The organism is Thioalkalivibrio sp. ALgr3 (assembly GCF_000377325.1).
Lineage (GTDB): Bacteria > Pseudomonadota > Gammaproteobacteria > Ectothiorhodospirales > Ectothiorhodospiraceae > Thioalkalivibrio.
The window spans coordinates 37,803-63,698 of the sequence record NZ_KB897981.1 but is presented as its reverse complement, the minus strand read 5'-3'; the positions used below and the strand labels follow the sequence as shown (position 1 = coordinate 63,698).

Annotated in this window: 26 protein-coding genes and 3 tRNA genes; 19 read left to right on the top strand and 10 right to left on the bottom strand. The window is 67.9% G+C overall.

What is annotated here, in order from left to right; translation table 11 throughout:
* Positions 1 to 2 precede the first annotated feature (2 nt).
* From C998_RS0108510 to C998_RS0108500, 3 genes are all read left to right on the top strand, one after another.
* Complete coding sequence (locus tag C998_RS0108510) at positions 3 to 1,553, top strand: DASS family sodium-coupled anion symporter (protein ID WP_018870437.1); 1,551 nt, start codon at positions 3 to 5, stop codon at positions 1,551 to 1,553.
* Between the two features lie 126 nt (positions 1,554 to 1,679).
* Positions 1,680 to 3,590 carry a methyl-accepting chemotaxis protein gene (locus tag C998_RS0108505; RefSeq protein ID WP_018870436.1) on the top strand — a complete coding sequence of 637 codons (1,911 nt, stop codon included), beginning with the start codon at positions 1,680 to 1,682 and terminating at the stop codon, positions 3,588 to 3,590.
* A gap of 194 nt (positions 3,591 to 3,784) precedes the next feature.
* Positions 3,785 to 5,695, top strand: coding sequence for a methyl-accepting chemotaxis protein (locus C998_RS0108500; protein WP_026279548.1), 1,911 nt, complete (start codon positions 3,785 to 3,787; stop codon positions 5,693 to 5,695).
* Positions 5,696 to 5,743: 48 nt separating this feature from the next.
* Here the strand turns inward: C998_RS0108500 and C998_RS0108495 are convergent, their stop codons facing one another.
* Positions 5,744 to 6,169 (bottom strand): glutathione S-transferase N-terminal domain-containing protein, encoded by a 426-nt coding sequence (locus C998_RS0108495; protein ID WP_018870434.1) that lies wholly within the window; start codon positions 6,167 to 6,169, stop codon positions 5,744 to 5,746.
* A 65-nt stretch (positions 6,170 to 6,234) separates the two neighbouring features.
* Complete coding sequence (locus C998_RS0108490; RefSeq protein ID WP_018870433.1) at positions 6,235 to 7,011, bottom strand: MBL fold metallo-hydrolase; 777 nt, start codon at positions 7,009 to 7,011, stop codon at positions 6,235 to 6,237.
* 237 nt (positions 7,012 to 7,248) lie between these two features.
* Between C998_RS0108490 and C998_RS0108485 the strand changes: the two genes are divergently transcribed.
* Positions 7,249 to 7,324, top strand: a tRNA-Ala gene (locus C998_RS0108485).
* Positions 7,325 to 7,438: 114 nt separating this feature from the next.
* On the opposite strand, the gene C998_RS15040 is transcribed toward C998_RS0108485, so the two are convergent.
* Together C998_RS15040 and C998_RS0108475 are read right to left on the bottom strand one after the other, a co-directional pair.
* A complete protein-coding gene (locus tag C998_RS15040; protein ID WP_018870432.1) occupies positions 7,439 to 7,603 on the bottom strand; it encodes a hypothetical protein in 165 nt (54 codons plus the stop codon).
* A 3-nt stretch (positions 7,604 to 7,606) separates the two neighbouring features.
* Entirely contained in the window at positions 7,607 to 8,653 is a 1,047-nt protein-coding gene (locus C998_RS0108475; RefSeq protein ID WP_018870431.1) for a folate-binding protein YgfZ, read from the bottom strand.
* Between the two features lie 112 nt (positions 8,654 to 8,765).
* Here C998_RS0108475 and sdhC point away from each other — a divergent pair, with 112 nt between their 5' ends.
* The 6 genes from sdhC to C998_RS0108445 are packed head-to-tail and all read left to right on the top strand — an operon-like array spanning position 8,766 to position 13,130.
* On the top strand, positions 8,766 to 9,149 hold the full coding sequence (gene sdhC / locus C998_RS0108470) for a succinate dehydrogenase, cytochrome b556 subunit (protein WP_018870430.1): 384 nt from the start codon (positions 8,766 to 8,768) through the stop codon (positions 9,147 to 9,149).
* Positions 9,146 to 9,484, top strand: coding sequence for a succinate dehydrogenase, hydrophobic membrane anchor protein (sdhD, locus tag C998_RS0108465; protein ID WP_018870429.1), 339 nt, complete (start codon positions 9,146 to 9,148; stop codon positions 9,482 to 9,484). The genes sdhC and sdhD overlap by 4 nt, the downstream gene beginning before the upstream one ends.
* Positions 9,481 to 11,256, top strand: coding sequence for a succinate dehydrogenase flavoprotein subunit (gene sdhA, locus C998_RS0108460; RefSeq protein ID WP_018870428.1), 1,776 nt, complete (start codon positions 9,481 to 9,483; stop codon positions 11,254 to 11,256). Before sdhD ends, sdhA begins: the two co-directional genes overlap by 4 nt.
* Positions 11,256 to 11,957 carry a succinate dehydrogenase iron-sulfur subunit gene (locus tag C998_RS0108455; protein ID WP_018870427.1) on the top strand — a complete coding sequence of 234 codons (702 nt, stop codon included), beginning with the start codon at positions 11,256 to 11,258 and terminating at the stop codon, positions 11,955 to 11,957. Before sdhA ends, C998_RS0108455 begins: the two co-directional genes overlap by 1 nt.
* A 41-nt stretch (positions 11,958 to 11,998) precedes the next feature.
* Complete coding sequence (locus tag C998_RS0108450; protein ID WP_019569941.1) at positions 11,999 to 12,211, top strand: succinate dehydrogenase assembly factor 2; 213 nt, start codon at positions 11,999 to 12,001, stop codon at positions 12,209 to 12,211.
* Positions 12,165 to 13,130 carry a NifU family protein gene (locus tag C998_RS0108445; RefSeq protein ID WP_018870425.1) on the top strand — a complete coding sequence of 322 codons (966 nt, stop codon included), beginning with the start codon at positions 12,165 to 12,167 and terminating at the stop codon, positions 13,128 to 13,130. The genes C998_RS0108450 and C998_RS0108445 overlap by 47 nt, the downstream gene beginning before the upstream one ends.
* A 36-nt stretch (positions 13,131 to 13,166) precedes the next feature.
* On the opposite strand, the gene C998_RS0108440 is transcribed toward C998_RS0108445, so the two are convergent.
* Genes C998_RS0108440 through C998_RS0108430 form a run of 3 tightly spaced genes read right to left on the bottom strand, consistent with a single transcriptional unit; the run spans position 13,167 to position 17,148 of the window.
* Positions 13,167 to 15,230, bottom strand: coding sequence for a DUF3488 and transglutaminase-like domain-containing protein (locus tag C998_RS0108440; RefSeq protein WP_018870424.1), 2,064 nt, complete (start codon positions 15,228 to 15,230; stop codon positions 13,167 to 13,169).
* Entirely contained in the window at positions 15,227 to 16,252 is a 1,026-nt protein-coding gene (locus C998_RS0108435; RefSeq protein WP_018870423.1) for a DUF58 domain-containing protein, read from the bottom strand. The genes C998_RS0108440 and C998_RS0108435 overlap by 4 nt, the downstream gene beginning before the upstream one ends.
* Positions 16,234 to 17,148: a MoxR family ATPase gene (locus C998_RS0108430; RefSeq protein WP_018870422.1), complete on the bottom strand. Its 915-nt coding sequence runs from the start codon at positions 17,146 to 17,148 to the stop codon at positions 16,234 to 16,236. The genes C998_RS0108435 and C998_RS0108430 overlap by 19 nt, the downstream gene beginning before the upstream one ends.
* A gap of 126 nt (positions 17,149 to 17,274) precedes the next feature.
* On the opposite strand from C998_RS0108430, the gene C998_RS0108425 reads away from it, so the two are divergent.
* The 7 genes from C998_RS0108425 to C998_RS0108395 are packed head-to-tail and all read left to right on the top strand — an operon-like array spanning position 17,275 to position 22,288.
* Positions 17,275 to 18,426 carry an ABC transporter permease gene (locus C998_RS0108425; RefSeq protein WP_018870421.1) on the top strand — a complete coding sequence of 384 codons (1,152 nt, stop codon included), beginning with the start codon at positions 17,275 to 17,277 and terminating at the stop codon, positions 18,424 to 18,426.
* 3 nt (positions 18,427 to 18,429) lie between these two features.
* Positions 18,430 to 19,221, top strand: coding sequence for an ABC transporter ATP-binding protein (locus tag C998_RS0108420; RefSeq protein ID WP_018870420.1), 792 nt, complete (start codon positions 18,430 to 18,432; stop codon positions 19,219 to 19,221).
* Positions 19,218 to 20,249 carry an MlaD family protein gene (locus tag C998_RS0108415; protein WP_018870419.1) on the top strand — a complete coding sequence of 344 codons (1,032 nt, stop codon included), beginning with the start codon at positions 19,218 to 19,220 and terminating at the stop codon, positions 20,247 to 20,249. Before C998_RS0108420 ends, C998_RS0108415 begins: the two co-directional genes overlap by 4 nt.
* Entirely contained in the window at positions 20,249 to 20,881 is a 633-nt protein-coding gene (locus tag C998_RS0108410) for a membrane integrity-associated transporter subunit PqiC (protein ID WP_018870418.1), read from the top strand. Before C998_RS0108415 ends, C998_RS0108410 begins: the two co-directional genes overlap by 1 nt.
* On the top strand, positions 20,881 to 21,396 hold the full coding sequence (locus tag C998_RS0108405; protein ID WP_018870417.1) for a glutathione peroxidase: 516 nt from the start codon (positions 20,881 to 20,883) through the stop codon (positions 21,394 to 21,396). Before C998_RS0108410 ends, C998_RS0108405 begins: the two co-directional genes overlap by 1 nt.
* Positions 21,393 to 21,920: a tRNA adenosine(34) deaminase TadA gene (gene tadA / locus C998_RS0108400; protein ID WP_018870416.1), complete on the top strand. Its 528-nt coding sequence runs from the start codon at positions 21,393 to 21,395 to the stop codon at positions 21,918 to 21,920. Before C998_RS0108405 ends, tadA begins: the two co-directional genes overlap by 4 nt.
* Positions 21,917 to 22,288, top strand: a complete 372-nt coding sequence (locus C998_RS0108395; protein ID WP_018870415.1) for a hypothetical protein — start codon at positions 21,917 to 21,919, stop codon at positions 22,286 to 22,288. The genes tadA and C998_RS0108395 overlap by 4 nt, the downstream gene beginning before the upstream one ends.
* Before the next feature lie 192 nt (positions 22,289 to 22,480).
* Here the strand turns inward: C998_RS0108395 and C998_RS15365 are convergent, their stop codons facing one another.
* The 3 genes from C998_RS15365 to C998_RS0108385 all read right to left on the bottom strand — a co-directional run bounded on the left by C998_RS15365 (position 22,481) and on the right by C998_RS0108385 (position 23,590).
* Positions 22,481 to 22,918, bottom strand: coding sequence for a type II toxin-antitoxin system PemK/MazF family toxin (locus C998_RS15365; protein WP_081617423.1), 438 nt, complete (start codon positions 22,916 to 22,918; stop codon positions 22,481 to 22,483).
* A 510-nt stretch (positions 22,919 to 23,428) separates the two neighbouring features.
* A tRNA-Thr gene (locus C998_RS0108390) sits at positions 23,429 to 23,504 on the bottom strand.
* A 1-nt stretch (position 23,505) separates the two neighbouring features.
* Positions 23,506 to 23,590: transfer RNA gene (locus tag C998_RS0108385), tRNA-Leu, on the bottom strand.
* A 90-nt stretch (positions 23,591 to 23,680) separates the two neighbouring features.
* Here C998_RS0108385 and queA point away from each other — a divergent pair.
* Entirely contained in the window at positions 23,681 to 24,766 is a 1,086-nt protein-coding gene (queA, locus tag C998_RS0108380) for a tRNA preQ1(34) S-adenosylmethionine ribosyltransferase-isomerase QueA (RefSeq protein ID WP_018870414.1), read from the top strand.
* A complete protein-coding gene (gene tgt, locus C998_RS0108375) occupies positions 24,756 to 25,871 on the top strand; it encodes a tRNA guanosine(34) transglycosylase Tgt (RefSeq protein WP_018870413.1) in 1,116 nt (371 codons plus the stop codon). Before queA ends, tgt begins: the two co-directional genes overlap by 11 nt.
* Positions 25,872 to 25,896: the final 25 nt, after the last annotated feature.

The window sequence follows — 25,896 nt, the reverse complement described above, 5'->3', positions numbered from 1 at the left end:
GCATGCAGGAGACGACCGGGGAGGGGGAGCGAACACCGCCGCCGGGCGCCGGGGGCGGCCCCGGACAGGATCACGGCGGATCCCCCGCCGGAAGCGCGCTGCGTGCGCGCATCGGTCTGTTCCTCGGGCCGCTGGTCTTCGTGGCCTTTCTGCTGGTCCCGCCGCCGGAGGCCTTCTCCCCGGAGGCCTGGCGGGTCCTGGGCCTGACCCTGTTCATGGCCGTGTGGTGGATCAGCGAGGCGCTGCCCATCCCGGTCACGGCCCTGCTGCCCATCGCGCTGCTGCCACTGACCGGCGTGGTGGCGATGGACGAGGCTACCGCACCCTACGCCAACCCCACCATCTTCCTGTTCATGGGCGGTTTCGCGATCGCCCTGGCGGTGCAGCGCTGGGGCCTGCACCAGCGGCTGGCGCTGGCGATCCTGTCGCGTTCCGGCCGCGGGCTGCACACCCTGGTGGGTGCCTTCATGCTGGCCACCGCGGGGCTGTCGATGTGGGTCAGCAATACCGCCACCGCGGCCCTGATGTTGCCGATCGCGCTGTCGGTGCTGGGGCTGATGGAGCGCGACGGGGGCCAGGGCCTGCAGGGCATGGCGCCGGACAGCCGCAGTCCGGCCCTGGCGCTGCTGCTGGGCATCGCTTTCGCGGCCAACATCGGCGGCATGGCCACCATCATCGGTTCCCCGCCCAATGCGCTGACCGTCGCGTTTCTCAATGACCGCTACGAGCTCGGGATCGGTTTCATCGACTGGATGCTGCTGGGCCTGCCGTTGTCGCTGACCCTGCTGGTCATTGCCTGGTTCCTGCTGACCCGCTGGGTGTTCCCGGTGCATCGCATTCGCCTCAACGGGCTCGACCGCATGCTGCAGGAGCAGGTAGGCGATCTGGGGCCGTGGAGCCATGCGGAGTTGCGCGTGGCGACGGTGTTCCTGCTGGTGGCGCTGGCCTGGATGTTTCGTCCCCTGCTGGAGGCGTGGCTGCCGCTGGAACTGACGGACGCCGGGATCGCGATCCTCGGGGCCGGGCTGCTGTTCCTGATCCCTTCCGGGGCCTCGGGTCAGCGGCGGCTGCTGTGCTGGGACAACACGCGGGAGCTGCCCTGGGGGGTGCTGCTGCTCGTGGGTGGCGGTCTCAGTCTCGGTTCCGCGATTGAATCCTCGGGCCTGGCGGAACTGACCGCCGAGGCGCTGATGGGCGCGCAGGCGTGGCCGCTGCTGCTGGTGATCGCGGGGGTGGTGCTGGTCACCATGACCCTCAGCCACGTGACCAGCAATACCGCCACCGCCGCCACCCTGCTGCCACTGGTGGCCGCGCTCGCGCTGCGCATGGACGTGCCGGTGGGGCTGATGACCCTGCCGGTGGCGTTCGCCGCGTCGGTCGCGTTCATGTTGCCAGTGGCCACGCCGCCCAACGCCATCGTGTTTGCCTCCAATCGCCTGCGCGTGGTGGACATGATCCGCGGCGGGGCCCTGCTGTCGGTGGTCGCCATCGTGCTGGTCAGCCTCGCGGTGTATGCGCTCGCCGAGCCGTTGCTGCTGCGGCACGTGGGCTGAGTGCGTGGGGAGGCGTGTGACCCGCGCGGCTCAAGTCAGGCCGCTGCCGGCCGCTAGCGGGAGCGAGAGACTCGCAGAACGGCGCCCGTAACTCCGGGCGCGAAGAAAGCTTCAAGGGAGAGAGAGATGCTCAGGAATATCCGGATCGGAACCCGCCTGATGGGCGGCGTCACCCTCGTGGTGGTCGCGGTCGTGGTGCTCACGCTGGTGGTGGTGATGAACAGCCTCGGCAACATGGCGGACCGTGCGGAACAGCGTGAACTCAATGACCTGAGTGAACTGCTGATCCGGCAGCTCGATCAGGAAGCCGATCGCGGGACCGCGATGGCACAGGCCGTGGCCGCCATTCCGGACGTGCAGCAGGCCTTCGCCCGGCGGGACCGCGAACAGCTGCATGCGATGACCGTACCGGGTTTCGATCACCTCTACGAGGAATACGGCGTACGCCAGTATCAGTTCCATACGCCGCCGGCGACGTCCTTCCTGCGGGCACACCGTCCGGATCGCTACGACGATGACCTCTCCGGGTTCCGCCAGACCGTGGTCGATACCAACCGCGACCGCCGGCCGATCTCCGGGCTCGAGGAAGGGGTGGCCGGCCTGGGCATCCGCGGCATCGTCCCGGTCTCCCACGAGGGTGAACATATCGGGTCGCTGGAATTCGGCATGGCCTTCGACGATGCCTTCTTCGAGGACTTCACGGCGGATACGGAAGCCCCGGTGGCCCTCTACCTGCAGCGCGACGGGACCTTCGAGGCGTTCGGCAGCACCATCAACGGCGACTCCACCTTCAGCCGTGACGAAATGGAGCGGATTGCCGGCGGCGAGGAACTGGTGCGCCGGACCGAGCACGACGGTCGTCCGATGGCGGTGGTCGGGCGTCCGGTGGAAGACTTCTCCGGCGAGCCGGTGGGCGTGCTGGAGCTGATGGTCGATCGCAGCGATTACGTGGCGATGGCCCGCAATGCCACGGCTACCGTGGTGGGCGTGGGCGTGGTCGCCATCGGTCTTGGCCTCCTGCTGGCCTGGCTGCTGTCGCGCAGTATCGTGCGGCCGCTGCGCGATACGGTCGAGCGTCTGGACGACATCGCGTCCGGCGACGGGGACCTGACGCGCCGGCTGGAGGCCGACGGCAACAACGAGCTGGGGGATCTGGCGGCGGCGTTCAACCGTTTTGTGGGCAAGATCCACGAGCTGGTGAAGGAAGTTGCCGCCGGCGGCGACCAGGTGGCGGCCGCAGCCAACGAGCTGTCCGCGACCAGCGAGCAGACCAACGAACAGGTCGGCCGCCAGCAATCCGAGATCGACCAGGTCGCCACGGCCATGAACGAGATGACCGCGACCGTGGCCGAGGTCGCCCGCAACGCCACCGAGGCGGCGGAAGCCGCACAGAGCACGGACAAGGATGCGACCCACGGTCGGGAGCTGGTGGAACAGACCGTCAGTGCGATCAACACCCTGTCCACCCAGGTGGAGAACACCGCGCAGGTGATCGAGCGGCTGTCGACCGATGCCGAGGAGATCAACAAGGTGCTGGAGGTGATCGGGGACATCGCCGATCAGACCAACCTGCTGGCGCTGAACGCGGCCATCGAGGCGGCGCGGGCCGGCGAGCAGGGCCGCGGCTTCGCGGTGGTGGCCGATGAGGTGCGGACCCTGGCGAGCCGGACCCAGGATTCGACCCAGGAGATCCAGGGGATGATCGAGCGGGTGCAGAACGGCACGCGCGACGCGGTGAAGGCCATGGAGGACGGCCGTCGACAGGCGCATTCCAGCGTGGAACAGGTCAACGATGCGGGGCAGTCGCTGCAGTCGATCACGCAGTCCATCAGCAGCATCTCGGACATGAACACGCAGATCGCCAGCGCGGCCGAAGAGCAGTCCTCGGTGGCCGAGGAGATCAACCGCAACGTCTCCAACATCACTCAGGTGCTGGACGAGACCGTGGCCGGATCGCAGCAGATCGCCAACGCCTCGGAGGAGCTGTCGAAGCTGGCCTCGGCGCAGCAGGAGCGCACCGGGCGCTTCCGTGTCTGACCGTGGGTCCTGCCGGCCGGGGTGTTGTGCCCCGTGCCGGAGGATGGGTTTTCGTGACGGCGGCCGATTCGGATCAAGGTTTCCGGATGGCCGCCGTTAGCATGTGAGGGCATGCTGATGTAGCCATCCGGCTGCGCAGGGCCCGGCGGAATGCGCATTGATCAGAATGCCGGAACACCAAAAGAGGGAAAGCCATGCTCAGGAATATCCGTATCGGAACGCGCTTGATGGGCGGCGTCACCATCGTTGTGGTGGCGGTTGTGGTGCTCACGCTGGTCGTCGTGATGAACAGCCTCGGCACGATGGCCGATCGCGCGGAGCAACGGGAGCTGAACGACCTGAGCGGGCTGCTGATCCGCCAGCTGGAGCAGGAAGCCGAACGGGGCGAGTCGATGGCGCGGGCCATCGCCGAGGTTCCGGTGATTCAGCAGGCGTTCGCCGAGGGGGATCGTGAGCGCCTGCTGGAACTGACCGAGCCGGGATATGGCGAGCTTCGCGCCGAGCACGACGTACGCCAGTATCACTTCCATACGCCGCCGGCGACCTCTTTCCTGCGTACCCACAGTCCCGACAACTACGGCGACGACCTGTCGGACGTGCGCCAGACGATCCTCGAGGTGAACCGCAATCGGCAGCCGATCACCGGCCTGGAAGAGGGCCCGTTCGGCATCGGGATCCGCGGGATGGTGCCGGTGTCCTACCAGAACGAGCACATCGGCTCGCTGGAATTCGGCATGGCCTTCGATGACGCCTTCTTCGAGTCCTTCACCGAGGAAACCGGATCACCCGTGGCGGTACACCTGGATCGTGATGGCGGTTTCGAGGTCTTTGCCGGAACCATCAATGGCGATTCGACCTTCAGTCGGGAGGAGATGCGGCGCATCCTCGACGGCGAGGAGATGATCCGCAACGTTCGCCACGACGGCCGCCCGATGGCCGTGGTCGGGCGCGCGGTGGAGGATTTCTCCGGTGAGCCGGTGGGCGTGCTGGAGCTGATGGTCGATCGCAGCGAATACGTGGCGATGGCCCGCAATGCCACCACCACCGTGGTGGCGGTGGGCGTGGTCGCCATCGGTCTTGGTCTGCTGCTGGCCTGGCTGCTGTCGCGCAGCATCGTGCGGCCGCTGCGCCAGACCGTCACGCGTCTGGATGACATCGCGTCCGGCGACGGAGACCTGACGCGCCGGCTCGAGGCCGACGGCAACAACGAGCTGGGAGATCTGGCGGCGGCGTTCAACCGCTTCGTGGGCAAGATCCAGGACCTGGTCAAGGAAGTCGCCGCCGGTGGCGATCAGGTGGCGGCCGCGGCCAATGAGCTGTCCGCAACCAGCGAACAGACCAACGGTCAGGTCACGCGGCAGAAGGACGAGGTCGACCAGGTGGCCACCGCGATGAACGAGATGACCGCGACGGTGGCCGAGGTCGCACGCAACGCCTCCGACGCGGCCACGGCGGCCCAGACCACCGACCAGGATGCCAACGCCGGGCGCGAGCTGGTGCAACAGACGGTGCAGTCGATCAACCACCTGACCTCGCAGGTGGACAACACCGCCGAAGTGATCGAACGGCTGTCCACGGACGCCGAGGAGATCAACAAGGTGCTGGAGGTGATCGGCGACATCGCCGATCAGACCAACCTGCTGGCGCTGAACGCGGCCATCGAGGCGGCGCGGGCCGGCGAGCAGGGCCGCGGCTTCGCGGTCGTGGCCGACGAGGTGCGGACCCTGGCGAGCCGGACCCAGGATTCGACTCACGAGATCCAGGGCATGATCGAGCGCGTCCAGAACGGCACGCGCGAGGCGGTTCAGGCGATGGAAGAAGGCAAGAACCGCGCGCATTCCAGCCGCGAGAAGGTGAACGAGGCGGGCGAGTCGCTGGAGTCGATCACGCAGTCGGTGACCACCATCTCGGAGATGAATACGCAGATCGCCAGCGCGGCCGAGGAACAGTCCTCGGTGGCCGAGGAGATCAACCGCAACATCTCCAACATCACCCAGGTGCTGGACGAGACGGCCAGCGGCTCGCGCGAGATCGCGAATGCCTCGGAAGAGCTGTCGAAACTGGCTTCCGAGCAGCAGCAGCGGGTGGGGCACTTCCGGGTCTGATCCGGTCCCGAGGGGGCGGCCACGTGCCGCCCCCTGTCATTTGCGGGTTCAGGAGCCCTCGGTATTGCGGTCGGCTCCGGCCCGGTCCGGATCAAAGCGCGACTCGAGGTAGTCGATGATCGCGCCCGACTCGTACAGCCAGCGCACGCTGCCGTCTCCTTCCTCGATCCGCAGGCAGGGGACCTGCAGCTTGCCGCCTTCCGTCTGCAGGGTCTCGCGGTGTTCGCCGGCCGGCTGGGCGTTGCGCAGTTCGATGTCCAGCGACAGCCGCTGCATGGCACGGCGCGCCTTGATGCAGAACGGACAGGCGGGGAAGTGGTAGAGCGCGAGGGCGCGGGTCTGTTCGTCCACCCGAGCCTGTTCTTCGGGGTCACGCTGGATTCCGCGCGGGCGGGTCACCTTCTCGCCCACGAGCATGAAGGGTGTGAGTACCAGGCGGACGCCGCGGAAAAAGAGTCGGATCAGGGGTCGCATCCGCCAAGGATGCCACAGCTCCGGTTTGCGACCAATCCGGACGCAGCGGCGCTCGGTGGCCAGGGTCAGCCGGCCAGCTCGAAGTGCTCGTCGCCGTCGAGAACGATCATGTCGCCATTGTTGCGCGCGGCCAGCTGTTCACGGATGGTCTGTTCGTAGCCCGGCTTGAGGTGGGTCACCGCGATACGCGGGCGATGCCGCAGATGGTCGAGATCGCGCGCCAGCTGCAGCGGGGTGTAGTGGCGGGTGGCACCGGCGAGATGGTCCATCTCGTCCGGCAGCCCGGTTTCGATCATCAGCAGATCGAGGCGGGGCAGGGCATTCAGGGTCTGCCACAGACCCCGGGTCGAAGTGGTGTCTCCGCTGAACGCAAAGGCTCCGGCATCCGGCCGGCTCACCGAATACCCTACCGCCGGGACGGTGTGCATCGCGGGAAGGGCCGTGACGGAGCGTCCGTCGATGTCCATCTGCTCGCCGGCATCCAGCGGGCGAAAGCGCAGCGCCGGTTGCTCGGGCGAGGGCAGGGCGGTGAAATCGGGCCAGATCACCCAGTTGAAGATGTGGCGCTGCAGGGCTTCCAGGGTCTCCGGCAGGGCGTGCACCGTGACCGGCGGGGCATCCACCCGGAATACCGTGTCGATCAGCAGTGGCAGGAATGCCACGTGGTCGAGGTGCGAGTGGGTCAGGAAGACGTGGCGAATGGCCTGCAGTTCCTCGAGCTCGAGATCGCCCACGCCGCTGCCGGCGTCGATCAGGATGTCCCGGTCGATCAGGATGGAAGTGGTGCGGCGGCCCGGCCCGATGCCGCCGCTGGCGCCCAGGATACGCACGGAGAGGCTCATTCCGGGCTCCGGCGAAGGGGTATGGGGCCAGTCATCAAGGGAAGATGCGCGTTCATGAGCTGTGGCAAATGACTCGATCAGGGATCTCATTCTAGGCGGCTGCCTGTCCTGCCGCACGCGAAACGGCGCACGGATTGCGGCACGCGTTGCCGAAATGCGACCCGGTCCCGGGAGCACCCGGATGGTCGCCGGGGTTCCCGTGGGCTCGGGTCCCTGCTAGAATGCGCAGCATCTCGAGGGGCGGTAGCTCAGCTGGGAGAGCGTCGCGTTCGCAACGCGAAGGTCGGGAGTTCGATCCTCCTCCGCTCCACCAAACACCTCGCAAAAAGGCCCCGTCGGTCGTAACCGGCGGGGCCTTTTTGTGTGTGTACCCATCCATGACCCCAACAAAAAACAAGAGGGCATGGGGTACGGGTGTCCCGAGGGGCTATATCACCCCGTCGAGGCGGAGGTAGCCGATCAGGAACAGGATCGCCAGCACCCCGGCCAGGGCGTACAGCCAGTTGGACAGGGTCGGATTGTTGGGGCGGCTGAAGAACGCCGCCCACAGCGCCAGCAGGATGAGGACAAAGAAGAAGAACAGAAAGCGCATGCGTCAGGCCCCTTCGGGAACGTCGTAGGGGAGGTCGCACAGCGTCACCGGCGCGCCGTCCGGGGCGCCGCAGCGCAGTTCGGCCTCGGCCGCGTCCACCTTGAGCACCGCCAGTGCGGAGTACTGGCCGTCGGGGTGCAGTTCGGCGGCCACCAGTTCGCCATCGGCCTGATCCGGGTTGCCATCGGCGCGGAATACCGGCATGCCCGGTGTCGGGGGTTCGCCATCCTGGATCGCCAGGCGGAACATGCGCCGCTTGAGCTTGCCGAGGTAGTGCATGCGCGCGACCACCTCCTGCCCCGGATAGCAGCCCTTGTCGAAGCTGATCGCGCCCAGGGCATGCAGGTTCAGCATCTGCGGCACGAACATCTCGGTGGTGGCCTCGAACACGCTCGGGATCCCGGCGAGGATGTCCAGCAGCTGCCATTCGTGCGGGCCCACCGGGGCGCCGCGCACGTTGAGGGCGTCCCACAGCCGACGCATCGCGTCGAAGCCGCCGAACAGTTCGAAACGCGGGTGCACGCCGTGCACGCGCACCGCCGTCACCCCGTCCTTTTCCACGACCTCGTGGATCTCCGCGGGACAGGCGCCCAGGGCGTCCTGCAGCTCCTTCTCGGCATCCGGACCGGACAGGCCGAAGCGGATGCGGCTGTCGCCGGCCTGCTCGATGATCACGTCGGAGCGCAGGACGAACATCTGCAGTCGTTTGGCGACCGGCTCCACGCGATCCGCCGGCATCTCCAGCAGATAGCCGTCCTGAGTGCGCAGGACACGGAACACCGCATAGGTGCGGCCCTTGGGGCTGGCGTAACTGGACAGCTGGGCGTGGCGCTCGTCCACCTGCCGGATATCGTTGCCGAACTGGCCCTGGAGGAATTCGGTGGCATCGGCACCGCGAATCTCCAGCAGCCCGCGATGGGAAAGGTCGCAGATGACATCGCCGTTGACGGCCATCTGCCGTTCACGCTCCGGGTTGCCGTAGTGGACGAGCTCGTCGCCCTCGAATTCGGCACCGGAATCGACAAGGTGTTTCTTCCAGTCTTCGCGCATCACGCATCTCCTGTAGCCGCGGGGGCGGCATTTCCCTGGCGGCCCGATAGTAGACGAACGCCGTGTCGGGTGTCAGGATCCCTTATGTCGCCCATCACGAGCGAGAGGTCGCATGCCCCGGTCACCGGTTCGTCCCGTTTTCCTCGATCTGCGCAGGATCCGGTTTCCGCTGAATGCCGTGGTCTCGATTCTGCACCGCGTGACCGGCGTGCTGCTGATTCTCGCGATCCCCGTGCTGTTGTGGCTGCTGCAGCTCTCGCTGTCCGGCCCCCAGGGTTTTGCCCGCGTGGCCGGCTGGGTCGGTCACCCGCTGGGCCTGCTGGTGCTGCTGGGTGTCCTGTGGTGGCTGCTGCATCACCTGTTCGCGGGCATCCGCTATCTGGCGATGGAATTCGGGATCGGCGAGGACCGCGAGGGGTCGCTGCGCACCGCGCGCCAGGCCCTGATTGCGGGGATCGTCGCCACCCTGATCGTCTGGGGAGGGCTGTGGCTGTGAGACTCCTGAGCGGACAGCGCGCCTGGCTGCTGCAGCGGATCACTGCGGTGTATCTGGGCGTGTTCACCGTGCTGATGCTGGGCTATTTCATCTTCTTCGCGCCGGCCGATCATGCCCGCTGGCTCGCCTTTGTCGGGCATCCGCTGGTGGGCCTGCTGACGGCGGTGGGCGTGGTAGCCCTGCTGCTGCACGCATGGATCGGCCTGCGCGACGTGATCATGGACTACGTCCATCCCTTCGGCACCCGTCTGACGGTGCTGATCCTGTCGGCCACCGGCCTGCTGATCCTCGGCCTGTGGGCCTTCGCAATCCTGTTCAAGGCATGGCTTTCATGAACGTGACCCGGCGCAAGTTCGACGCCCTCATCATCGGGGCCGGCGGGGCCGGCCTGCGGGCAGCCCTGCAGCTGTCCAACGCCGAGGCCAAGGTGGCCGTGGTGTCCAAGGTGTTCCCCACGCGCTCGCATACCGTGGCGGCGCAGGGCGGGGTGAACGCCGCGCTGGCCAACGTGCTGCCCGATTCCTGGCACTGGCACATGTTCGACACGGTGAAGGGTTCCGACTACCTCGGCGACCAGGACGCGATCGAATACATGTGTCGCGCCGCCTCCAGGGTGGTCTACGAGCTGGACCACTTCGGCGTGCCGTTCTCGCGCCTGGACAACGGCAACATCTACCAGCGGGCGTTCGGCGGGCAGAGCCAGAACTTCGGTCAGGACCAGGCCGCGCGCACCTGCGCCGCCGCCGACCGCACCGGCCACGCGATCCTGCACTCGCTTTACCAGCAGAACCTGCGCGCGCGCACCCATTTCTTCGACGAATATTTCGCTGTGGACCTGCTGCGCGATGCCGAGGGCCACGTGCTGGGGGTGCTGGCGTTCGAGATCCTCAGTGGCGAGCCGATCGTGATCGAGGCCAAGACCACGCTGATCGCCACCGGCGGGGCGGGGCAGCTGTTCCGCACCACCACCAATGCGCTGATCAACACCGGCGACGGCATGGCGATGGCCCTGCGCGCGGGGATCCCGCTGGAGGACATGGAATTCGTGCAGTTCCATCCCACCGGGATCGCCGGGCGCGGGATGCTGATCACCGAGGGCGCGCGCGGCGAGGGCGGCTACCTGATCAATTCCGACGGCGAGCGCTTCATGGAGCGCTATGCGCCGAACGCGAAGGATCTGGCCTCGCGCGACGTGGTCTCGCGTGCGATCGCCACCGAGGTGCGCGAAGGCCGCGGCTGCGGGCGCAACGCCGATCACGTGTTCCTCGACCTGCGCCATCTGGGGGCGGACACCATCATGCAGCGCCTGCCCGGGATCCGCGAGGCCAGCCAGACCTTTCTCAACGTGGATCCGATCGAGGCGCCGATCCCGGTGTTCCCGACCTGTCACTACAGCATGGGCGGGATCCCCACCAACCGCGACGGGCAGGTGGTCGCGCCGGTCAAGGACTCGCCCGAGGACCCGGTGCCGGGGCTGTATGCCGCCGGCGAGGCGGCCTGTGTATCCGTCCACGGGGCGAACCGGCTGGGGGGCAACTCGTTGCTGGACATCCTGGTGTTCGGCCGCGCCGCAGCCAATCACATCCTCGAATACCTCGAGGAAAACCGCTATCACCGTCCGCTGGACGAATCCGCGGTGGAGCAGGCCATGGCGCGGCTCGCCCGCTGGGATCGGCGGGATTCGGGCACCGGCGAGATCGAGTCGGTGGACGGGCTCAAGCGCGAACTGCGCAAGGTGATGGAGGACCACTGTTCGGTGTTCCGCACCGACCAGGTGATGCGCGAGGGTGTGGAGAAGGTACGAGAGCTGCGCCGGCGCCTGGACCACGCGGTGATCCATGACCACACGCCCACGTTCAACACCGCGCGGGTGGAGGCGATGGAGCTGGAGAACCTGATGGACTGCGCGATCGCCACCATCCGCTCCGCGCTGGGACGCGAGGAGAGCCGTGGCGCGCATTCGCGCATCGACTTCCCGGAACGCGACGATCAGCGCTGGCTGCGCCACAGCCTGTACTCGCTGGAGGACGACAGCCTCGACTACAAGCCGGTGCGGACCCGGCCGAATACCGTGGCCTCGTTCCCGCCGAAGGAGCGCACCTACTGATGGAATTCTCGATCTACCGCTTCAACCCGGAGACCGACACGCTGCCGAAGATGCAGCGTTTCACCCTGCCCGACGAGCAGATGGAGCCGGGGATGATGCTGCTGGATGCCCTGCTGCTGCTGAAGGAGCAGGACGACTCGCTGGGTTTCCGGCGTTCCTGCCAGCACGGGGTCTGCGGTTCCGACGGCATGAACATCAATGGCACCAACGGACTGGCCTGCGTGACGCCGCTGGAGGAGCTGGATACCCCGGTGACCCTGCGTCCGTTCCCGGGGATGCCGGTGATCCGCGATCTGATCGTGGACATGACCAATTTCTGGGACCAGTATCGCGCGGCCGAGCCCTGGCTGGTGAACGACAGCCCGGAGCCCGAGGTGGAGCGCAAGCAGGACCCGGCCGACCGCGACGAGCTGGACGGGCTGTACGAGTGCATCCTGTGCGGCTGCTGTTCGGCGGCCTGCCCGTCGTACTGGTGGAACCCGGACAAGTTCCTCGGCCCCGCCGCGCTGCTGCAGGCCGCGCGCTTCATCAAGGACACCCGCGACGAGGCCACCGAGCACCGGCTGGACCGGCTGGATGACGCCTGGAAGCTGTACCGCTGTCACACCATCATGAACTGCACCCAGGTCTGTCCCAAGGGCCTCAATCCGGCGAAGGCGATCAGCGACATCCGCCGCACCATGCTGAAGAGGTCACTGTGACGGAACCCGACAGCCGCACTCGCTGGCGCTGCCGCCGGGGCATGCTGGAGAACGACTGGCTGCTCGGGGAGTTTCTCGCGCAGGGATATGCGCAACTGGACCAGGAGGGTCGCGATGCCTTCGAACGGCTGCTGGATTATCCCGACAACGTGCTCTACGAGGTGGTCATGGGCCGCCAGACCACCGCGGATGCCGGGATAGCCCGGCTTGCCCCGCTCATCCGCGCCGCCGCTGCGGCTGCGCCTGCACCCTGATCCGGGGCTCGCGCGCCGGATCCTCGCCGGTCAGGTGCTGCTGAGCACCGCGGTTTTGCTGTACGCCCTGGTCTACACCGTATCGTGGACATGGCCGGTGGCGGGCGTACTGGTGGCGGCCGCGTTCGGCTGGTCCCGGCGTGGCCGCCAGCCGCACTTCGACTGGCTGGGGTGCACCGCGTACGGACGCTGGTGGCTGGCCACCGCCGAGGGCCTGCGCCAGGAACGCATCCACGATATCGAGATCCTGCCGGACACCCGGGTGTTCTCTACCCGCGTGGTGCTGCGCTATCGCCCCGCGGGTGGGGGGCGCCCGGGGACTCTGTGGCTGTACCCGGGGCGTGTGGACGCGGACGACCTGCGCCGGTTGCGCATGCGCCTGCGCTGGCCCGCGCCGGATCCGGCGGAATCCGGGGAGCCGGTGAGGCCTCGCGACGTGATCGCGCGCGGCGTTGCTATACTGGCCGCACTGCGAGCTAGCGGAGGCCGGATCATGGCGGGAGATCAAACGCGTCCCGATAACGCACAGGTCATGGTGGACGTGTCGCACCTGCTGAAGGACGACCCCGATCACGTCTACAGCGAGGAAGAGCTGGACGCGATTGAGGAGCTCGATCCGGAGCTGGCGCTGCGCCTGGACCGGGCCCAGACCCATGCGGCCCGGGAACAGGCCGACGTGCCGGCCGACGGCCCCATCGACGAGGACGCGGTGCGCGAGGCCATCGAGGAGGCGCGGCGCATCATGATGCAGGATGGCGGCGACATCGAGTTCGTCGAGCTGGACGGGCGCACCGTGCGCGTGCGCCTGAAGGGGGCCTGTGTCGGCTGCCCGCGTTCCACCCTGGATCTCAAGAACGTGGTCGAGCGCCTGGTGCGCTCGCGGGCGCCGGGCGTGGCCTCGGTGGCCAATACCTTCTGATCCCGCTGACCCCCCGCTCCTGACCCGGAGCCCCGCTCAGGGCCGGGTGTCGGCAGGCGTTTCCGCGTCCGTGGCCGTGGCCGGCCGGCGCCGCGGGATGCGGGCGAGAGTGGCCTTCAGGGCCTGGCGCTGTTCGTGTCGTCCCTGTCTGTCCAGCGGCGCGAAGCGCAGGGCGTTGTAGTGCCGGGCGAAAGCCTCCAGGGCTTCGCGGTCCTGCGGCCGGGCCGCGGCCACGCGCTGCACCCAGGCATCCACGCTCTCGTGCGGCTGGTGCGCCAGCCCCGCACCGCGCAGGCGCCGGGACAGCCGGTGGAGGGCGCGCTGCGCCGGATCCCGGCGCTCGCGTCCGCGCAGCAGCAGCCACAGCGCGACCCCGGCGGCCAGGGTGCCGAAGCTGACCCCCAGCGCGATCAGCACGCTGCGCCAGTCGCGCGGGTCCAGGCCAAAGCGCTCGAACAGCCGCTGCTGACGCTCGGGGGTGAACGCCAGCACCCAGGTCTCCCAGCGAAAGCCGATGAACTCCCGCCAGTCCTGCAGCTCGAAACGCGCCTGCTGCAGCCAGGAGAGGCCCTCGCGGCGCAGGAAGTCCGGTGTCTGTTCGCCCTCGGAGGGTGACAGGCCCTGCAGGCCCTGCTCGATGCGCTCGGGCGCGATCGCCGCAGTGGGGTCGACCCGCAGCCAGCCCTCGCCGTCGATCCAGACCTCGTTCCAGGCATGGGCGTCGGCGTTGCGCAGGCGCAGATAGCCACCGCGTTCGCGCCACTCGCCTCCGTGATAGCCAGTGACCACCCGCGCGGGGATGCCCGCCGCCCGCATCAGCACCGCGAACGCCGAGGCGTAGTGTTCGCAGTAGCCGGCGTGGGTATCGAACAGGAACGCATCGGTGTGATCGCCCGTCGTCTGCGGTGGTTGCAGGGTGTAGCGATAGGGTTCGCCGGAGAACCGCGTCAGGGCGGTTTCAACGATGGCGCGCGGGTCGTCGTGCGTGGCCGTCCAGAGTCCGGCCTGGGCGCGGGCCTGCGGCGCGGCGCCCGGGGGCAGCGCCAGCGCCCGCTCGCGGGTCTCGGGATCCAGGGCGGGAGTGTCGGCGTCGCTGCCCGGGGGACGCGTCAGATCGGCGCTAGCGGTGTACTGGATGCGTCCGGTGATGCGCTGGTCGCGGATGACCTGATGGTTCGCGCGCAGCTCGGCATCGTCGGGCAGGCGGGCGGGATATTCCAGAACCGGCAGGTAGCGGGAACGCGTGGGTTCCAGCGTGACTGTGTAGTCGACGGTATCGCCCTCCACCGCGGGCGGCTCGATCGAAGAATCTCCGCGATCGGCCCGCCACTGGCGGCCGTCGAAGTCGGTCATCACCATGCTCCGCCAGTACTGTGCGCGGGTCGGCGGGATCTCGCCGTCGAATTCGACCCGGGCGGCGACGGTTTCGTCCTGCAGCAGTTCGGCGATGTCGCCGGGGTTCATCTCGTCGGACAGGCCGGTCTGCGCGGTGTCGTCCCGGTCCTCGCGATCGCCCCAGAGCGGCCCTTCGATGCGCGGGAATACGATGAACAGGATGAGCATGAACGGCAGGGCGTGCACCAGCATGGTCCCGGCGCGGCGGGCCAGATAACCGGGCGTCAGCGGGCGGGCGGCGTGCAGCTGCACCAGGGCCGCGGTCAGCAGCAGCGCCCCCAGCAGCGACCACAGCCCGATCCAGAAGGCCTGGTCGAAGAAATACGTGGTGACGATGACGAAATAACCCAGAAACAGCGCAATGACCACGTCGCGTCGGCTGCGCGCCTCCAGCAGCTTGAGCGCGATCATCACCAGCAGCAGCGCGCTGCCGGCCTCCTGGCCGAACAGGGTGCCGTAATGTGCCAGGGTCATGGCGCCGGCACCCAGGGCGAGGAGGCTCATCACCCACAGCGAGGGCGCGCGGGTCCCGCGCCAGTGCACCCAGCCGCGCAGCAGCACGGCCAGGGCCATCAGCAGGGTCACCCAGGCCGGCTGGTACCAGGCGTGCGGCAGCGCGGCCACCGGCAGGGCGATCAGCGCGATGCCCAGCCCGCGCAGTTCCTCGCGCGGCGGGGCCGGGCGGGTGAGCCAGCCCTCACTCATGCTCCGTCCTCCAGCGGCAGGGGTGCCGGGGCAGTGCGAAAACGGGCCAGCGCCTGCAGGCAGTGGTCACGATGTTCCGGGCCCTGGCCGGGGTCGATGCGCTGGCCCGGCAGACGCAGGCCCCAGACGCGCTCCTGCGCATGGGCCTCCAGCACCTGATGGCAGAGCATCGACAGGCGGGTCTCGGTGTCGCCGTGGGGCAGCGCGTCGTAGTCGAACCAGAGGTCGTCCTGTACCCCGCCGGGACTTTCGCGCACGTGCAGCTTGCCGCTGCGGGCATAGGCCTTCCAGATGATGCGGCCGGGCGGATCGCCGGGGCGGTAGGGCCGGATGTGGTCGGGCGGTTCCTCGGACTGTCCGCGGGCGCCGGTGTCCTCGTCGCCGTCGCCGTGTCCGGCCAGGGGCCGGCCCGGGTCCACGGGCGACGGATAGACCAGGATCTCGGCGTCCAGATTGAGCCAGCTCCAGGCCTCCAGGACCCCCAGCGGGAAGCGCGTGTCCACGCGCTGGCGCGGCAGGCGGTAGACCCCGCGCGGCACGGCCGGCAGCACGATGCGGGCATCGCTCCGGCCACCCGCGGGGATCGCGACCGGTTCGCAAGCGTGTGCACCGACCCGCACGGTAATGGCTTCGCGCCCCCGGCCGTCGGTTTCATGAAGTCGCAGTTGCGCTTCGGGCGCGCTCCCGGCGAACACCGGGGCGATCGGCAGCGGGCGGATCTCCAGTCCCAGCAGGTTGCGATGGGTGTACCAGATGGCGTTGTGCCCGATCCCGGCCAGCAGGAAGGTCAGCAGGAACGCCATGTTGTTGGCGTAGTTGATCGAGCCCAGCAGCATGATCAGGATGATCCCGAGCAGGGTGTAACCGGCGCGGGTGGGCAGGATGTAGATGCGGTCGCGGCCCAGCCGCGCATGCTCGCCGTCGTGCGCGTGGCGGCGGTTGATCCAGCGGATCGCGTCGTCGCGCAGGCGCTGCCAGGCGCCGCGCAGGCGTCGCCGACGGTTCAGCGGCTGGGCACGCATTCCAGCAGGGCCTCCACGGTGCGGGCGGGATCCTGCGGCTCGCGGGCGCGTACGCGGTGGCCGGCCACCGCCGGCAGGACCCGGGCGATGTCGTCGGGGGTGATGTAGTCGCGCGCGTCGAGGAACGCATGGGCACGCGCCGCGCGCAGCAGGCCCACGCCGGCACGCGGCGACAGGCCGTGGGCAAAGCGGGCGGTATCGCGGCTGGCAGCCACCAGCTCCTGGAGGTAGTCGAGCACCTTGGAATCGGCGTGCACGGCATCCACGGATGCCTGCCACTCGGCCAGCTGTTCCGGCGTGGCCATGGTGTCCGGGGCCGGGTGGCCGGTGTCCCCGCGGCGTTCCAGCAGGGCGCGCTCGGCCCTTGGGTCGGGGTAGCCGAGTTCGATGCGCATCAGAAAGCGGTCCAGCTGCGACTCCGGCAGCGGATGCGTGCCGACCTGCTCCTCGGGGTTCTGGGTGGCGATCACGAAGAACGGCTCGGGCAGGTCGCGGGTCGCGCCTTCCACGCTGGCCTGGCGTTCTTCCATGGCTTCCAGCAGGGCGCTCTGGGTCTTCGGTGGTGCCCGGTTGACCTCGTCGGCCAGCAGCACCTGGGTGAAGATCGGCCCGGGATGAAAGCGGAATTCGCCGCTGCCCTGTTCGAACACCGACACGCCCAGCACGTCACCCGGTAGCAGGTCGCTGGTGAACTGGACCCGGCGGTAGTCCAGATTCATCGCGCGCGCCAGTGCGTGCGCCAGCGTGGTCTTGCCCACGCCGGGCAGGTCCTCGATCAGCAGATGGCCGTTGGCCAGCAGGCAGGTGAGCGCCAGACGGATGGCGCGGGGCTTGCCGAGCAGGATCTGGTTCAGGGCCTGTTCCACCCGCTGCAGGGCGTCCGTTCCCGAAGACATGGCGTTCTCGCGTTATGGGGGAGTTGCAGAAGAGTTTGTAGCGGCCGGATGGTTCCCCTGTATCTGCAGAGTGTCCCCCGCGCTCTGGCGCGGCTACCATGGTCGCGCACGAGTCGGGAAAACGGCATGGACACAGCGTCAGGGGCCCAGCGGCCAGCCTTCCAACATGATGCCACAGACGGGCCGTCCCCCGGTCTGCGCCTGTCGGGCAGCCTGGACACCGCCGCGGTGGAACGGTCCTGGGGCCCGCTGCGCGATCGCGTGCGCCTGCTGGCGCGCGAGGCGGGGGGCGGGACCCTGCCCGTGGATGTCACCGGTCTGAGCTATTGTGACGGCGCCGGGGCCGCCCTGCTGCACGCGCTGGAACGCGATGCCGCGGCCGGGGGGGTGACGCTGGAGCTGGTCGGCGCCACGCGCATGGTCGAGGAGCAGCTGGCTCCGTATCGTGAGCTGGATGCGGTGACGCCCGCGCGCGGTGAGGGCCGCAGCGACTGGCGCAGCCGCTGGACGAACGCGGTCGGACAGGTGGGACGCGCGGGCTGGGAGCAGATGGCGTTCATCGGCGAACTGGGCCGTGCCCTGGGGGCGGCGCTGCGCCATCCGCGGCAGGTGCGCTGGGGCGACACCTTTCGCGTGGCCGAGGTTGCCGGGTTCCAGGCCCTGCCGATCGTCTCTTTGATCGCCTTCCTGATGGGCGTGATCCTGGCGTTCCAGTCGGCGATCGCGATGCGTCAGTTCGGCGCGGAGATCTTCGTCGCCGATCTGGTCGCGGTGTCGCTGTTCCGCGAGCTGGGCCCGCTGATGATGGCGATCCTGCTGGCGGGGCGCTCGGGGGCTGCGTTTGCCGCCGAGATCGGGACCATGAAGGTGAACGAGGAGGTGAATGCCCTGCAGACCATGGCCCTGGATCCGGTGCGCTTCCTGGTGGTGCCCAAGGTGCTGGCGGGAATCCTGGTCGCGCCGCTACTGGCGCTGTACGCCAATCTGATTGGCCTGCTGGGTGCGGCCCTGGTGCTGCAGGGCTTCGGCATCCCGTGGGTTGCGTTTCTCAACCAGGTGACCGGCGCGGTGTCGCTTTCGGATCTGTTCTCCGGATTGTTCAAGGCCGGGGTGTTCGGCCTGCTGGTGGCCAGCGTTGGCTGCCTGCGCGGCCTGCAGACCGGCAACGGCGCGGCGGCGGTGGGCGGCTCCACCACCAGTGCGGTGGTTACGGCGATCATCCTGATCGTGGTGTTCGACGGCCTGTTCGCGGTCCTGTTCTATCACCTGGGGGTGTGAGGCATGGCGCAGTCCGATACGGATCCGGTGATCCGGGTGGAAGGCCTGACCATGGGCTTCGACGATTTCGTGCTGATGCGTGATCTGAACTTCGAGGTCCGCCGTGGCGAGATCTTCGTGATCCTCGGGGGCTCCGGGAGTGGCAAGAGCACGCTGCTCAAGCACATGATCGGGCTGTATACCCCGCAGGCCGGAAGGATCTGGATCGGCGACGCGGATATTGCCCACGCCGACGGCGAGCGTTTCGAGGCCATCCTGCGGGGTATGGGGGTGATGTATCAGATGGGGGCGCTGTTCGGGTCCATGACCCTGCTGGAAAACGTGCGCCTGCCGCTGGAGGTTCACACCGCTCTGCCGCGTCCGGTGATGGACGCTGTGGCTCGCGCGAAGCTGCAGCTGGTGGGGCTGGGCGCGTTCGCGGATTTCATGCCCTCGGAGATCTCCGGCGGCATGCAGAAACGTGCCGCGATCGCGCGGGCCATGGCGCTCGACCCCTCGGTACTGTTCCTGGATGAACCCTCGGCCGGGCTGGATCCGATTACCTCGCGCGAGCTGGATCGGCTGATCCGGCGGCTCGCGCGCAGCCTGGGCATGACCATCGTGATCGTGAGCCACGAGCTCGCGAGCATTTTTGCCATCGCCGACCGCGTGATTATGCTCGACAAGGAAACCCGGGGCATCGTCGCCGACGGGGATCCGCGACGCCTGCGCGAGGAGTCGACACACCCCTGGGTGCGGCGCTTTCTGGGCGGCGACCAGGACGAAGCAGCCAACGGCGAGGAGACCTCCGCATGAGTGCCCGACAGCATTTCCGGCTGGGCCTGTTCATCCTCGGCGGACTCGCCGCGCTGGTGATCATCCTGCTGATTGCGACGGCGGGGAATTTCTTCCGACCGTCGATGATGATCGAGACGTACATGGATTCGTCGGTGCAGGGACTGGAGGTCGGCGCCCCGGTGAAATTCCGCGGGGTCCAGATCGGCGAGGTCACCCGGCTGGGTTTCACCTCGGTGGAGTACGAACAGGATGTGCCTCCGGCGGAACGCAAGCGCTACGTGCTGGTGCGCGCGCGCCTGTGGCCGGACCGTTTTGCGACCACGCCGCAGGAAGCCCTGTTCGAGGACGATGTCCTGGAGCAGCTGGTCGAGGCCGGGCTGCGGGTGCGCATGGCGGCCCAGGGCATCACCGGCATGAACTACCTGGAGGCGGACTTCGCCGATCCCGCGGAACACCCGCCGCTGGACCACCCCTGGGATCCGGAGCACGCCTATCTGCCGTCGGCGCCCAGCATCACGATGCAGTTCATTGAATATGCCGAGAAGCTGCTGGAACGCATCGACGATATCGATATCGAGGGCGTGGTGGGGAATCTCAACAGCCTGCTGGTCAATCTCGACGACACCGTGTCGAGCATCGACGTGGAGGGCATCGCCGGACGGGCGGACGACCTGATCGGCGAACTGGAGACCACGGCCACCAGCGCCGAGCGCATCATGGAATCCGTCGAGAATCTCCTCGACCATCCCGATACGCAGGCCCTCCCGGGCGAGACCCGCGAGACCATGCGTCAGCTGAGGCGCACTGCGGAACAGGCCGAGATCGGCGAGCTGGTGGCCCGGATCGAGGGTATGGTGGAACGCCTGGATCGCGGCGTGGAAGTGAACGAGGCGAAACTGGCGGAGACCCTGGAAGAGCTGCAGAGCACCACGCGCAGCCTGCGCAGCCTTTCGGAAGACGTGCGGCGCAATCCGGCGGGTACCCTGTTCGGGGCGCCGCCGCCGCGCAGTATCATGGACCGGGACAACCGGGGAGAGGAACGCTGATGACACGCGCGCTACTGCTGGCGGTGCTGGCCGCATTCCTGCTGGGGGGCTGCGGTCTGCTGGCCGAACGCGAACCGGTGGAGCGGGCGTGGTTCCTGCTGGAACTGCCGGAAGACACCGGGCCGCCCGCAGCCGATGCCGGGGCGCCCGTGGCGGTGGAGCTGGGCTCGGTGCGCGTGGCTCCCGCCTATGCCGAGAAGGGGCTGGTGTACCGCCTGGGGCCGCACGAGTACGAATCGGACTACTACAACGAATGGTTCCTGCGTCCGGCGGAACAGGTGGAACAGCTGCTGCGTGAACGCTGGACCCGTGGCGACGGCGCCGTGGTTCTGGTGGACGACGCCCGCGCCGCGCGGGCGGCCGGGCAACCGGTGGTGGAACTGCACGTGCTGGTCACGGCCCTGTACGGTGACCTGGATACGAACAGCGGCCGCGATGCCGCCCGCGTGGGGTTGCGGACCCGGCTGGGTGGCGCTGACCGGGCCGAGCTGGCGCATTTCGAGGCCACCGAAGCCCTGCAACAACGCTCGCCCCGGGCCCTGGTGGCCGCCCTGTCCCGCGGCATGGCGGCCAGCCTTACGGACCTCGAGGCGGAACTCCAATCCTTCGCGCGACAGGAGGCGGACGGATAATGGCCGACCCGCAAGCCACGGTGTATGACTTCGAAGTGACCCGCGCCGACGGCGGGCGGCAGCGGCTCGGCGATTACCGCGGCGAGGTGCTGCTGATCGTCAACGTCGCCTCGCAGTGCGGTTTCACCCCGCAGTACGAAGGGCTGCAGGCGCTGCAGGACCGCTATGGCGAACGCGGCTTCCGGGTGCTGGGGTTCCCCTGCAACCAGTTCGGTCGCCAGGAGCCGGGCGATGCCGACTCCATCCGGGTCTGCGGCCTGCGCTTTGGCGTGAGCTTCCCGGTGTTCGCCCGCATCGAGGTGAACGGGGAGGGCGCCGATCCGCTGTTCCGCCACCTCAAGACGGCCGGCCCCGGTGCCCTGGGCACGCAGCGGATCAAATGGAACTTTACCAAGTTTCTGGTGGGGCGGGACGGCCGCGTGATCCGGCGCTTCGCCCCCACGCGGCGCCCGCAGGATCTGGCCAGCGCCATCGAACGGGCGCTGGACGAGCCCGCGCCCGCCAGCGCCGCATGAGCGAGCAGGATGACGTGCGCTGGATGGAACAGGCGCTCGCACAGGCCGAGGCCGCAGCCGCAGCCGGCGAGGTGCCCGTAGGCGCGGTGCTGGTGGATGCCGAAGGCAACGCCCTCGCGGCGGCCCACAACGCACCGATCGCCAGCCGTGACGCCACCGCGCACGCCGAGATCCGCGCCCTGCGCGCGGCCGGGGAGCGTGTGGGCAACTACCGCCTCCCCGGCACCACCCTCTACGTGACCCTGGAGCCCTGTTCCATGTGCGCCGGCGCCATCATCCACGCCCGCGTGGCTCGGCTGGTGTACGCGGCGGCCGATCCACGCACCGGGGCCACCGGCAGTGCCATCGACCTGATCCACCATCCGGCCCACAACCACCGCGTGGCGGTCACCGGCGGCGTGCTGGCCGAACGCGCCGCGACCCAGCTGCGCGACTTCTTCCGTGCCCGTCGGCGCAACACGCCGGCCGTCGGGGACGAAAATGGCGCGCAGCCCGAACCCGATCCGCAAAGGAGAACTTCATGATCCGAATCCGCCACATGCTGCTGGCCCTGCCGCTGGCTGCGGGCCTGCTGGCCACGGCCGTTGCCGCGAACGAGATCCACAGCGTGGAAGCCCTGAACCAGGCACCGGAAGAGCTTGAGGGCGAGACGGTGCGCCTGGAAGGCATCATCGCGCAGGTCAACAAGGACATCATGGGCCGTAATTTCCTGCGACTGGTGGACGGCACCGGCGAGCCCGGCGACTTCATTACCCTCACCAGCCAACAGACCGCCGATCCGGGTGACCGAGTGCGGGTGGAAGGGGTCTACGTGCTCGAAAGGGACTTCGGAGCCGGTTACGTCTACCCGGTCCTGATCGAACAGGCCCGCCTGGAGGATGCGGAAGATTGACGGTTGAATTCAGGGGCCTTGACGTAAGCGCAGGCACAGCCCATAGTGAAATCGTTCCCGCTCTGCTCCGGCATCGGGCATTCGAGACTACGCAAAGGTCCGCCCAGCGTAGCCGACTTGGGCAACGGCGATGACAAGTCAGCCTGAGTCGCGTTCAAGCCCCCTTCCTGGGGGCTTTGTCATTTCTTGGGCTCAGATGTGCGGGGCAACGTGTCCTAGATTAAGTCCATGCATGACGCAGCCGTATATTTCTCGCATTCGTTCTTTGCTAAGGCATCGGGTGAAGTACATTCGTTTCCCCGTGCGAGAGTCGCGTTTCCCGAGCTTTATGAGATCCAAACGGTGGAAACCCACCGAATAGACCATATCGCCCTTAACCCACGATGATTGCTCCTGGAATCGCCCCAGCTGAGGCAGCGCTGCGCGTGGTAATTCCAGGTGAAAAGGCATTATCGGGTCCGGCCGTTTCGTGCTTAGAGCCACTACGGTCACGAGATTAGGACGACCCTGCATAAGTGGGGACAGAACGACGACCGGGCGCCCGGACTTGACCATTTCCGGGTTCTTGAACCCGGCAGAGAAATCGCAGAGCAAGATCTGCCCGACTTTTGGGTGAATTGTTATCGCCATGCGACGACGATACCGAAAGTCGCCCAAAGCAGCCATCAATGTAGGGTTTTTGCTTGGCGGCGTTTGGGAACAAACCTGAAATTGGCCGGTGCATTGGCTGTCCGCCGTCGCACTGCTTCATCGCGACGTCCTTATGCAGTCACTCGGTCCTGGCCTGAAGCGATTATCTGAAGCTGCGCCACTCCTGAAGCTTGAGCGGCTCGGATGCATCCTGCCAGCCGCCGACATGAACCCCGAATTGCCGAATTCGTGGCACCACTCCGGTGCGGCCTGAGCTTCTTCTTTGGTATCGAACGGGCAGGCCAAGGGCACACCCAGCGGACGGCTACCGTCGGGGAGGTCCCGATCCAGCGCGACCCAGTGGGTACCGGTGTTCCGGCAGCGGGTGCCTCGCGCGGTGGCCGCCTGGCAGCGGTGGGATGATGCGTGTGAACGGATTCCGAACTGTCACACAACTGGCACACGGGTAAGTTATCGGGTGACCGACAAGCACATAAGTGATTGAAAAATTGGAGCCGGTGACAGGAGTCGAACCTGCGACATTCTGATTACAAATCAGACGCTCTACCAGCTGAGCTACACCGGCCTGGTGCCGGGAGTGGGACTCGAACCCACAAGGCCGAAGCCAGCGCATTTTGAGTGCGCCGTGTATACCAATTCCACCATCCCGGCGTGCAGCGCCCGTAGTGTAGCGCACGCAGGGGGTGTGGCAATACGGCCGAACGGTATCCCGCGAGCCGGGGCATGGTAGGATCGCGCGCCATGCGAGTTGCCGATTTTGATTACGAGCTCCCGTCCGAGCTGATCGCGCAGGATCCGTTGCCGGAGCGCACCGGGTCCCGGTTGCTGGTCCTGGAGGGCGGGGAGCCGGAGGATGCCGTGTTCGCGGACATCGGGCGCTGGCTGCGTCCGGGCGATCTGCTGGTCCTCAATGACACGCGGGTGATCCCGGCGCGGGTGTTCGGGCAGAAGGCGAGCGGCGGCCGGGTGGAGGTCCTGTTCGAGCGGGTGCTGGAAGGCGGGCGCGAGGCGCTGGCGCTGGTGCGTGCGAGCCGGGCTCCGGGCGTCGGAGTGCGGTTGTGGCTGGCGGACGGGGCCTTCGAGGTGGAAGTGACCGGGCGCGAGGGGCCGTTCTTCCGCCTGTCGCTGTGTGGCGAAGGAAAGGCGGGCGAGCAGGATCTGCCGGCCCTGTTGCATGCCCATGGTCAGGTGCCGCTGCCGCCGTACATCGAACGTGCGCCGGAGCAGGAGGACACCACGCGCTATCAGACGGTGTTCGCGCGGCGAGAAGGGGCGGTGGCGGCGCCGACGGCGGGGCTGCATTTCGACGACACCCTGCTGCGCGGACTGCGCGACAGTGGCGTGGAGACGGCAACGGTGACGCTGCACGTGGGCGCGGGGACGTTTCAGCCGGTCAAGGTGGAGGACACGACGGACCACGAGATGCACGCGGAGTGGCTGGAGGTCTCGCCGGAGCTGTGCGCGGCGGTGGCACGCTGCCGCGAGCGCGGCGGCCGGGTGGTGGCCGTGGGCACGACCTGCGTGCGTGCGCTGGAGTCGGCTGCGGCGGGTGGCGAGCTGGAGCCGTTCACGGGCGATACGCGGCTGTTCATCCAGCCGGGATATCCGTTCCGCGTGGTGGACCGCATGATCACCAATTTTCATCTGCCGCAGAGCACGCTGCTGATGCTGGTATCGGCGTTTGCCGGATATCGGCGGCTGTTTGCGGCCTACGCACACGCTGTGTCGCAGCGCTACCGGTTCTTCAGTTACGGGGATGCGATGTGGCTGGCACCCGGCGATCCGGACGATCAGCCGCCGAGCGCGGAGACTTCCGATGCAGTTTGAACATCTGGGCAGCGACGGTGCGGCCCGCCGCGGCCGGCTGACCTTCCCGCGGGGGGAGGTGGAGACGCCGGCGTTCATGCCGGTGGGAACCTACGGCACGGTCAAGGCGATGACCCCCGAGGAACTCACGGGGCTGGGGGCGCAGATCATCCTGGGCAATACCTTCCATCTGATGCTGCGCCCCGGGACGGAGATCATCCGGGCGCACGGCGATCTGCATGACTTCATGCACTGGGAGGGGCCGATCCTGACCGATTCCGGCGGGTTCCAGGTCTTCTCGCTGGCCGAGATGCGCAAGATCAGCGAGGAAGGTGTGCGCTTCCAGTCGCCGGTGGACGGCTCGAAGGTGCTGATGACGCCCGAGTCGTCGATGCAGGTGCAGCGCGAGCTGGGCTCGGACATCGTCATGATCTTCGACGAGTGCACTCCTTATCCGGCCACGCATGACGAAGCGCGCCGCTCCATGGAGCTCTCGCTGCGCTGGGCGGACCGCTCGCGTCAGGCCCACGGGGACAACCCGGCGGCGCTGTTCGGCATCGTGCAGGGGGGCATGATCCCCGAGCTGCGCCGGGAGTCGGCGGCCGGCCTGCGCTCGATTGGCTTCGACGGCTACGCGATCGGCGGGCTGTCGGTGGGCGAGCCGGAGGACGAGCGGCTTGCCACACTGGACGTGACCCTGCCGGAGCTGCCGGTGGAACAGCCGCGCTATCTGATGGGAGTGGGGCGGCCGGAAGACATCGTGGAGGCGGTGCGCCGCGGCGTGGACATGTTCGACTGCGTGATGCCGACCCGTAACGCCCGCAACGGTTTTCTGTATACCCGCGAGGGGGTCCTGCGGATCCGCAATGCACGGTTCCGCGACGATACCCGCCCGATCGACCCCGAGTGCGGCTGTTACGCGTGTCGCAACTACTCGCGGGCCTATCTCAAGCACCTCGACAAGTGCAACGAGATCCTCGGCTCGCGCCTGGCGACCACGCACAACCTGCATTACTACCAGGACCTGATGCGCGGGATGCGCGGGGCGATTGCCGAAGGGGCACTGGACGCCTTCGTGGCGGATTTCTACGGCCGGCGCGGCATGGACGTGCCTGCTGTGCCATAATTCGCGCCGCCTGTTTGACCGAACC